Origin of the sequence: Streptomyces sp. NPDC059740, from assembly GCF_042733155.1 — a bacterium.
GTDB lineage: Bacteria > Actinomycetota > Actinomycetes > Streptomycetales > Streptomycetaceae > Streptomyces.
On sequence record NZ_JBHWGP010000005.1, the window covers coordinates 296,107 to 305,341 of the forward strand.

Annotated in this window: 6 protein-coding genes; 1 reads left to right on the forward strand and 5 read right to left on the reverse strand. The window is 73.9% G+C overall.

All coding sequences use genetic code 11. The annotated features are described in order from the left end of the window. The first annotated feature begins 149 nt into the window (after nt 1–149). Nucleotides 150–965, forward strand: coding sequence for a hypothetical protein (locus ACFV3R_RS09605; protein WP_385578233.1), 816 nt, complete (start codon nt 150–152; stop codon nt 963–965). Nucleotides 966–1,063: 98 nt separating this feature from the next. On the opposite strand, the gene ACFV3R_RS09610 is transcribed toward ACFV3R_RS09605, so the two are convergent. From ACFV3R_RS09610 to ACFV3R_RS09630, 5 genes are all read right to left on the reverse strand, one after another. Further along, on the reverse strand, nt 1,064–1,285 hold the full coding sequence (locus tag ACFV3R_RS09610) for a DUF5988 family protein (RefSeq protein ID WP_385578235.1): 222 nt from the start codon (nt 1,283–1,285) through the stop codon (nt 1,064–1,066). A gap of 208 nt (nt 1,286–1,493) precedes the next feature. Continuing rightward, complete coding sequence (locus ACFV3R_RS09615; protein WP_385578238.1) at nt 1,494–2,570, reverse strand: ParB N-terminal domain-containing protein; 1,077 nt, start codon at nt 2,568–2,570, stop codon at nt 1,494–1,496. 830 nt (nt 2,571–3,400) lie between these two features. Next, nucleotides 3,401–4,201 carry a thioesterase II family protein gene (locus ACFV3R_RS09620; RefSeq protein ID WP_385578241.1) on the reverse strand — a complete coding sequence of 267 codons (801 nt, stop codon included), beginning with the start codon at nt 4,199–4,201 and terminating at the stop codon, nt 3,401–3,403. A 530-nt stretch (nt 4,202–4,731) separates the two neighbouring features. Further along, nucleotides 4,732–7,986, reverse strand: coding sequence for a type I polyketide synthase (locus tag ACFV3R_RS09625; RefSeq protein ID WP_385578244.1), 3,255 nt, complete (start codon nt 7,984–7,986; stop codon nt 4,732–4,734). A gap of 143 nt (nt 7,987–8,129) precedes the next feature. Next, nucleotides 8,130–9,230, reverse strand: coding sequence for an HAD-IIIC family phosphatase (locus tag ACFV3R_RS09630; RefSeq protein ID WP_385578246.1), 1,101 nt, complete (start codon nt 9,228–9,230; stop codon nt 8,130–8,132). Between the last annotated feature and the right edge of the window lie 5 nt (nt 9,231–9,235).

Here is a 9,235-nt window from a genome sequence, read left to right on the forward strand (position 1 = left end):
CCACCCGGGCGACCGCCGCGAGAGGCCGTCCGCCGCCCGGGACGGCAGGTCACCCGGGCCCGTCGGCTGCCGGCCGGAGGGTGGCCGCCGCAGCCCCGAAGGGTCCGGGACGTCCCGTGACCGCCCGCAGTCCGACGAAGGAGAAGGCCATGCTGCCCCCCACCGGCACCGACCTCCCGTGGGTGCACCCCGTCGACGTCACCCCGTCCCTGGCACGGCAGTGGTTGGAGCACCGCAACAGACGCAACCGGAGGTTACGGCCGCGCGTGGTGGCGACCTACGCCAGGGACATGAGCCAGGGCCGGTGGATGGAGAACGGCGAGACCATCAAGTTCGCCTCGGACGGCACCCTGTTGGACGGTCAGCACCGGTTGGAGGCCGTCATCACCTCCGGACGGACGGTGCGCGTCCTGGTGGTCGAGGGGCTGCCGCTCGCCGCACAGCAGACGATGGACGCGGGGGCCCGCCGCACGACGGGGGACGCGCTCTCGCTGCAGGGTGAGCGGGGCACCACGGTTCTCGCCGCGGTGTTACGGCGGTTGTGGATGTGGGAGCGCGGTGACCGCAGACTCGCGGGCGTCGCGCCCAGCACCTCCGAGTGCGCCGAGTTGCTGGAGCAGCGGCCGGAGGTCCGTGCCAGCGTGGAAGTGGCCCAGCACGTCCGCGCCCGCTTCCGCCACCTGCCCCAGTCGACCTGCGCGCTGGCGCACTGCCTGTTCGCACGTATCGACCGCTCGACGGCGGACTGGTTCTTCGCGCGGCTCGCCGACGGGGCGGAGCTGCCGCCCCAGCACCCGGTCCTCACCCTGCGCCACCGCCTGACGGACGAGGCGGTGCGGCCGGGGACCCGCTCCCAGGAACGCACCCTGGCCTACCTGATCCGGGCCTGGAACGCGGTGCGGGAAGGCCGCAGTCTGGCCCGTATCCAGCACGCACCCAACGCCCCCATGCCGGAGCCGCTGTGAACCGGCGAGGTGGACGAGCGCGGTGCACGGCGGACACCGGCGGCCGCGCAGCGGGCGGCGCGCCGGTCGGGCCGGGGGAAGAACGGGGCAGTGGACGGTTACTCGGCCACGTAGGTGGTGTGGGACCACTCGAACACCCGCAGGACGCCCGTCGGATGGTCGACGGTGTCCCGGGTGGGCACGAAGTGCTCGTAGCGGTTGCCGCAGAAGATCTTCAGCGGCAGGTGCAGGTCTCCCACGCACCGGATGCGCTCGTGTTCGGGAAGGGACGTGGGGGTTGCGCCCACCAGCACGGCGTCGGGTTTGGCCTCGATGGTCATGGAAGTCCTCCGGGAGTGGTTCGATGCTTGCCTTTCGTGTGCCGACGCGGTGGTCTCGGAGCAGGACGGCCGGTGGCGCCGGGGTGCGCCCGGGCCTGCCTTCCGTCCCCCCGTCCGCGGTCGTGCGGATGCGCCGTACCAGCTCGTCGGCCGGTACCGGGTGGGCGTGCGTCACCCTGCGGGGCCGGCGAGGTGCGGGGGTCGGGCGTCAGGCGATGCCTGCGCCCTGTCGTCTGCTCTGGACCAGGTCCTCCAGGGCGACGCGTTCTTCGAGTTCCTGGGCGAGTTTCAGCCACGTCTCGGCGTAGTGGCGGGCGAGCCGGCTGACGAGTTCGCCGCAGTGCGAGGGCACCAGTGCGGCGAAGTCGGAGCGCTCGGTGGCGGCGTTCTGCTGCAGGACCCGCAACAGGGACCGTCCCTCCTCGCTCAGCCGGAGCGAGGGGTCACGCAGCAGCTTCTTCAGCATCACCATGGCGTCCGGCCGCCGTTGGGCGGCGCACCCGTGATCGGGCCACTCGATGCCGGAGCCCGGTGCCAGGGAGAGGCCGGCGGCCGGGAAAGCCCGCTCCTCGGCGGGGTCGTCCTCCCGTTCCGGGGAGGCGGAAGGGGGTTCGGACACGGGGGGTTGGCCGCGTTCCAGCCGCCGCCGCACGTCGCTCACGGTGCCCGGTGAGACGCCCGCCAGCCTCGCCACCTCGCGCAGCGACGCGTGGGGGTTGCTGGCGATCACCTCGGCGGCGCGGCGCCGGCCCTCGGCGGCGCACACCGGCCTGATGCGCCCGTCGCGTCCCATCCTGGCCTTCACCTCGGGCAGGGAGGCGCCCAGTCGGCGGCGCAGGGCGGCGACGGCCTTGTCGCCCAGACCGGAGGAGCGCGCGATGGCGCGGTCCGACAGCTGGGGGTGGGACATCATGATGCGGCTGGCGGCGGCGCGGCGGTCCGGGAGGGAGAGGGGCAGTCCGTGCACCACGTTGGCCTCGACGGCCCGCAGGAAGGCTTCCTCGGCCGATCCGTCGAAGAACTCGGCCTCGATGGTCGTCTGACCGCGGATCATCGCGGCGGCCAGGCGGTGCATGCCGTCGACGACGCGCATGTCGAAGCGGCGGATGAGGATGGGGGGCAGTTGCCCCGCGGTCTCGGCGAGCCGGGTGACGTGGTCCTGGTCCAGGCCGGTCCTGCGGGGCGAGTCGGCCGGCGCGAGTGCCGCCACGGCCACGATCGTGCTTCTGGTCTGCTCTGCTCCGGCGGAGGTGAGTACGGGCACGTCGGTACCTGGGTCTCTCACGACGTGGTTCCCCCTATGTGGTCGAGGTCGAGGTGTCTGCTCTGGTCGGCGGAGGCCGGCGGGCGGAGCGCACCCCGCGCCGTCCCGGGGTGCGGGAACGCCTCACCGCGCGTCCTGGACGCCCCGGGACGGGGGCCGGACGCGGTCCCGGGCACACCGCGGTGGCCTGTCAACTCACCGTGGTGCGCCGTGCGGGTGTGGGTCCGTGGAGGTGGCCGGTGGGCCGGGCGGCACGCGCCCTCAGCGGTTCCGGGTGCGGGGGTTCCGCACCTCGTGGTGCCGCGGCCCTACCGGTCACCCGCGGTTCATCCCGCGCGGACGGCCGGTCCGCGCATCCGCCGTCGCACCCGCCGGTGCGTCCGGGCGGTCCGTCGGCTGCGGCCGGCGCCCACGGTGCCCTCGCCTCCGGGGCCGCTGCCCCGCTCGTGCTTCCCACCGGGCGCACGACACCCGCACCGCACCCCGGCGGACCGGGTCCGCGGAGGTTCCCACTCGCCACCTTCGTCAGCCGCCCATAAGCTCCTCGGCCTCCGGGCAGGGGGGACGGGCACACCGCGGTGGCCTGCTCCGCCGCCCTGTGGTGCGCGGCTCCGGAGGCTCCGCCCCGACCCTTCCCCGTACGGGAGGGTGATCTGGGGCGTCCTCCTGCGCTGTCTGGTGCACGACACGACGTCCACGTCGTCTCCCCCGTTCATCCACTGGTCGGCACCTCGCGGTGCCCACCGAGAGCCGCCTGTGCGGCCCGGGCGCGGGGCCCACGTCCGGGACGGACGCGCAGGGCCCCGCTCACGGACCGAGCCGCCCGTCCGGGGCGGCTTGCACACGCCGTGCTACCGGACCGCGGAACGCATCCCCGGTCCGGTCCTCGCGGCGGCCTCCGCCAGATGGCGGTCCAGCACACCGACGACCTGCTGCATCTGGTCGATGAGGTAGAAGTGCCCGCCGGGGAAGACCTCCAGGTCGAACACGTCAGTGGTGTGGTGGCGCCACTCCTGGGCCTGCGCCACCGACGTCTTGGGGTCGTCGTCGCCCGTGAGCGCGGTGACCGGGCAGCCGACCACGTCCCTCGCGGTCGCCCGGTAGGTCTCGATCGCCTGGTAGTCGGCGCGGAGGGAGGGGAGGGCGGCCCGTGTCAGGTCCGGGTCGTCGAGGACGGCGGCGGACGAGCCGTTGAGCCGGCGGATCTCCTCGATGATCTCCTCGTCGCTCCGCAGGTGCACGGCTTCCTTCGTCACCTCGACGGCCGGACCTCGGCGGCCGGAGACGACGAGCCTGGCCGGGCGTGCACCGCGGGCCTCGCACAGTCGCGCCACCTCGAACGCCACCACGGCGCCCATGCTGTGCCCGAAGAGGACGAGCGGCAGGTCGGGCTGCTGGGCCTCCAGCACCTCGTGCACCCGGGCCGCCAGCGTCCGCAGGTCGGTGACGGGTGGTTCGCTGCGGCGGTCCTGACGGCCGGGGTACTGGACGGCGACGACGTCGGCAGGTGTGCTGAGGACGAACGGCACCGGGCGGAAGAAGGGCGCGGCCCCACCGGCGTGCGGCAGGCACACGAGTCGGGCCACCGGGGCCTGTACCTGGCGATAGCGGCGGAACCACAATTCGTCGTGGGGGGTACGATCCTGGGACATGACGCTCCGTCACCTAGTGATGATTTCCGTCGTCGCGCAAGGCCAGCACAGTAACACCGGGAACTCCTGTACAAATAGCGTGCTCTGGTAACGCGTAGGGTCCTGCGAGCCGAATTCACGGCGGAGCGCGCAGGAGACGACCGGGGCCCGCCCCTCGCTCGGCAAGCTGACGTCGTCCGCCTTTTCCCATGTCCGGGACGTCCGTTGCCGACAGTGCCCCGCAGGGCGCGTCACCCGCCCGCCGGTGCGTGCTGACCTCCCTTTTGAGCGTTCATTACCTTTCTTTGCCGGCGTTCCGAAGACAGTTCCTGTCTTCCGGGGAGTGCGCAGCGTCTTTCCCCGGCTCGCGCGGAGAAGCCTGCTCCGCCGGCCCGTCCACCGGGCGGGACGGAATCGCCATTCCGGAGAGGGATCCCATTCGCCCGCATCCGGCGGCCACGGGGAGCCGCCCGGACCTCTCCCTCGACGACGGGTCCGGGCGGGCGGCCCCGTCGCGGCGGGGCAGCCGGGATACGGCGACGGCCGGTTCGTCAACGGTCGCTTCCCAGCCCGAGTTCGGTGTCGATCAGGGCGAAGATGTCCTCGTCCGAGGCGTCGTCGAGCCCCTCCTCGGCCTGTCCGTCCGCCGCCCCGCCGCGGGCCTCCCGCACCAACGCCTCCAGCCTGACCAGCGCGGCGGCCCGTTCGCCGTCCCCGGTGGCCAGCAGGGTCTCCAGGTGGTCGAGGGCGGCGGACAGCGGTGAGGGGCCCGCGGGCCCGGCGAGCGCCTCGCAGAGGTGGTGCGCCAGGGCGTGTGGCGTGGGGTGGTCGAAGACCAGTGTCTGCGGGAGCGGGAGCCCGGTGCCGGACACGAGGCGGTTGCGCAGTTCGACCGCGGCGACCGACTCGAAGCCCTGCTCCTTGAACGTCCTGCCGGGCCGTACGGCCCGCGGATCGGCGTGGCCGAGCGTCGCCGCCGCCTGGGCGACCACGAGCTCCAGTACCTCGCGGTCGCGGTCCGCGGGGGCCAGCGTGGCGAGCCGCTCGCCCCAGGAGGGAGCTTTGCCGCGGCGCTCCGTCCCGTCCGCGGTGCTCCCGGAGGGGCCCTGTGATCCGCCCGGTGGTGCGGTGGGGGTACCGGCGGACAGCCAGTAGCGGTCGTGCTGGAAGGCGTAGGTGGGCAGGTCGACCGGGTCGCCGGCGGGGAGCACGGCCCGCCAGTCGACTTCCACGCCCCGCGTGTACGCCTCGGCGAGGGCGGTCAGCAGCCGTCCGGCCCCACCGTCCGCACGGCGCAGCGTGCCGAGCACCACGGTCGCCTCATCCGAGACGGTGTCGCCGATCGCACCGGTGAGGACCGGGTGCGGGGACACCTCGACGAACACCTGGTGGCCGGTGCCGGCCAGGACACGCACGGCCCGCTCGAACTCCACTGTCTCCCGCAGGGAGGCGTACCAGTAGTGCGGGCCCAGCTCCGGCCCGTCGATCCGCTCCCCGCTCATCGCGGAGACCATGGGCACCCGTCCCGACCGCGGTGTGATGCCGGCCAGGGCTTCCGTGATCTTCTCCCGCAGTCCGGTCACGTGCGCGCTGTGCGAGGCGTAGTCGACCGGCAGCAGCCGGGTGCGCACCGACTCCGGGTACCCGTCCGCCAGTTCGCGCAGCGCGGCCGGGTCGCCCGAGACCACCGTGGCGGCGGGGCCGTTGACCGCCGCGACCGCCAACCGGTCACCGAACGGCCTGATGCGTTCCCGGACGGCCTCGGCCGGCTCGCCGACGGCCAGCATCCCGCCGCGGCCGGCGAGGGCGGTCAGCGTCCGGCTGCGCAACGCCACCACTCGCGCCGCGTCCTCCAGCGACAGGACGCCCGCCACGGTCGCGGCCGCGATCTCACCCTGGGAGTGGCCCACCACCGCGTCGGGGTGCACCCCGGCGGCCTGCCACACCGCTGCCAGCGAGACCATCACCGCCCACAGGGCCGGCTGCACCACGTCGGCGGCCTCGAAACCGTGCCGGCCGGCCAGGACGTCGTCCAGTTCCCAGTCGGCGTAAGGCGCCAGAGCGCGGGCGCACTGCGCCAGTCGAGCCGCGAACACCGGTGACTCCTCGGCCAGTTGACAGCCCATGCGGACCCACTGCCCGCCCTGGCCGGGGAAGACGAACACGGTGCGTCCGGTGCCGCCGGGTGCCACCTCTCCGGTGACGAGGTTCGGGGCCGGCCGGCCGGCGGCCAGGGCGGTGAGTGCCGGAGCCGCCTCCCCGCCTCCGGCGCCCAGTACCACCGCGCGGTGTTCGAACACCGACCGGGTCGTCACCAGCGACCAGGCGACGTCCCGGCCCCTGAGCCCCGGCCGGGCGGCGAGGTGCCGGCCGAGTCTGTCCGCCTGTGCCGCGAGCGCCGCCGTGCTGCGTGCGGAGAGCGGCCACACCAGGGGGCGGCCGGCGAGGTCGTGCCGCAGCAGACCTGCCGTGTCGCCGCCGCCCGCCGCCGCGTCGTCGTCGGCCCGTGCGGACGCCCCGGTCGGTGTGTCGCGGGGGGCCTCCTCAAGGATGACGTGGGCGTTGGTCCCGCCGATGCCGAAACCCGACACCCCGGCGCGCTTTTGCCGCCCGGTCTCCGGCCACGGTTGCGCGTCCGTGAGCAGGCGTACCGCGCCGGCCGTCCAGTCCACGCGCGTGGCGGGGCGCGTGATGTGCAGGGACTTGGGCAGCCTGGCGTGGCGCAGGGCCAACACCGTCTTGATGACTCCGGCCACGCCGGCTGCCGAGAGGGTGTGGCCCAGGTGGGACTTGGCGGAGCCGACCAGGAGCGGCCGGTCCGCCGGCCGGTCCTGTCCGTAGGCGGCCAGGAGCGATGCGGCCTCGATGCGGTCGCCCAGCGGGGTGCCGGTGCCGTGGGCCTCCACCGCGTCGACGTCGGCCGGTCCCAGCCCGGAGCGGGCCAGGGCTGAGCGGATGACGGCCTGCTGCGCGTCGCCGTCCGGTGCGGTGAGGCTGCGGCTGGGGCCGTCGGAGTTGACCGCGGTGCCGCGCAGAACGGCGAGCACCCGGTGCCGGTTGCGGTGTGCGGACGACAGGGGCTCCAGGACGAGCATGCCGGCGCCCTCGGACCAGGCGGTGCCGTCGGCGTCGTCGGAGAACGCCTTGCAACGGCCGTCGGCGGCCAGTCCCCGCAGCGCGGTGAAGGCGACGTAGTAGTACGGCGTGGTCATCACCGACACCCCGCCGACCAGGGCCAGGGTGCACTCACCGCCTCGCAGGGCGGTGGCCGCGAGGTGCAGCGCCACCAGGGAACTGCTGGCGGAGGTGTCGACGGTGAGGGCGGGGCCGCGCAGGCCGAGGGTGTAGGCCAGGCGTCCGGAGATGACGCTGGGGGCGGTCCCGGTGAACAGCCGGCCGGCGAGCTCCGGCGCCTCGTGGAGCCTGGGTCCGTAGGGGCGCGCCTCGGCGCCGAGGAACACGCCGGTGTTGCTGTGGCGCAGTGCGGCCGGGTCGATGCCGGCGTGTTCCAGCGCTTCCCAGGAGACCTCCAGGGCGAGCCGCTGCTGGGGGTCCATGGCCTCGGCCTCACGCGGGGAGAGGCCGAAGAACGCGGCGTCGAACCCGGCCGCGTCGTCGAGGAACCCGCCGCGGTCCACGGCGCTGCCGCCGCTCCGCAGCGCCGCCAGGTCCCAGCCCCGGTCGGTGGGGAAGTCGCCCGCCACCTCCTCTTCTGCGGACAGCAGCGCCCAGAGGTCCTCGGGCGAGGCGACTCCTCCCGGGTACCGGCACCCCATGCCGACGATCGCCAGGGGTTCCTCGGTCATCGCTGGGCTCCTCACGTGGGTTGCGTCCAGGGCGTCGGGCGGTGTGCAACTGCGGTGCGGCGGTGGTTGGACACCGCCCGGGCGATGTGCGGCCGCGCGGGGCCCGCTGGGCGGCGGGCGCGGGGATCGGTCGCGGTGGGAGGTCAGGCGACCGGCGTGCGCGGGTCCGGGAGGCTCCCGAGTGTGGGCGCCGTGACGCGCATCGTGGTGGGGGCGGGCCGCCGGTCGGCGACCAGGTGCCGCTGCTCGACCTCGCCGCGGTCGCTCTCGGCGATCTCCAGGAGGCAGGTGCAGTCGGAGTCGTCGAACCCGGCGAACCGGTAGGCGATGTCCATCATCCGGTTGCGGTCGGTGCGGCGGAAGTCGGCCGCCAGGTGGACGCCGGCTTCCGCGGCCTCACTGACCAGCCAGTTCAGCAGGACGGCACCGGCGCCGAAGGAGACCACCCGGCAGGAGGTGGCGAGCAGTTTCAGGTGCCAGACCGACTCGTGGTAGCCCAGCAGCAGGACGCCGACGGCGCCGTGGGGGCCGAAGCGGTCGGTGAGGGTGACGGTGAGCACCTCGTGCCGGGGGTCGCCGAGCAGCGAGCGCAGGGCGGCGTCGGAGTAGTGCACGCCCGTGGCGTTCATCTGGCTGGTGCGCAGGGTGAGTTCCTCGACCCGGGTCAGGTCCTCCTCGTCGGCGCGCCTGATCTCCATGACGAGGTCGAGGGAGCGCAGGAAGTCCTCGTCGGGGCCGGTGTGGGCGGCGCGTTCGGTGTTGCGGCGGAACCCGGCCTGGTACATGGAGCGGCGTCGCCTGGCGTCGACGGTGACGACGGCGGGCGAGAACTCGGCCATGCCGGTGAGCGCGGTGGCCTGCGCGGCGTCGTAGCAGCGCACCTGAGGGTGGTGGTGGTTCACCTCGGCGCGTTCGGCGGGCTGGTCGTCGATGAAGGCGATGGTCCCCAGGGCGAAGTTGAGCTCGTCGGCTATCTGCTTGACCGACTGGGACTTGGGGTGCCAGCCGATCTGCGGCAGGACGAAGTACTCGGCGATCCCGAGCGCCTCCAGGCGGGCCCAGGCGTGCTCGTGGTCGTTCTTGCTGGCGACGGACTGGAGGATGCCTCGCGAGTCCAGTTCGAGGACGGTGGCGCGTATGTCCTCGGCCAGGGCGACCTCGGCGTCCTCCAGCAGCGTGCCCCGCCACAGGGTGTTGTCCAGGTCCCACACCAGGCATTTGACGTGGTTCGGTTCGTCGGACACAGGCA

Bases quoted from the DNA above. Each gene is read 5' to 3' on its own strand.
- ACFV3R_RS09605 (WP_385578233.1), top strand. From the start codon at position 150: ATGCTGCCCCCCACCGGCACCGACCTCCCGTGGGTGCACCCCGTCGAC.
- ACFV3R_RS09625 (WP_385578244.1), bottom strand. From the start codon at position 7,986: ATGACCGAGGAACCCCTGGCGATCGTCGGCATGGGGTGCCGGTACCCG.
- ACFV3R_RS09620 (WP_385578241.1), bottom strand. From the start codon at position 4,201: ATGTCCCAGGATCGTACCCCCCACGACGAATTGTGGTTCCGCCGCTAT.
- ACFV3R_RS09610 (WP_385578235.1), bottom strand. From the start codon at position 1,285: ATGACCATCGAGGCCAAACCCGACGCCGTGCTGGTGGGCGCAACCCCC.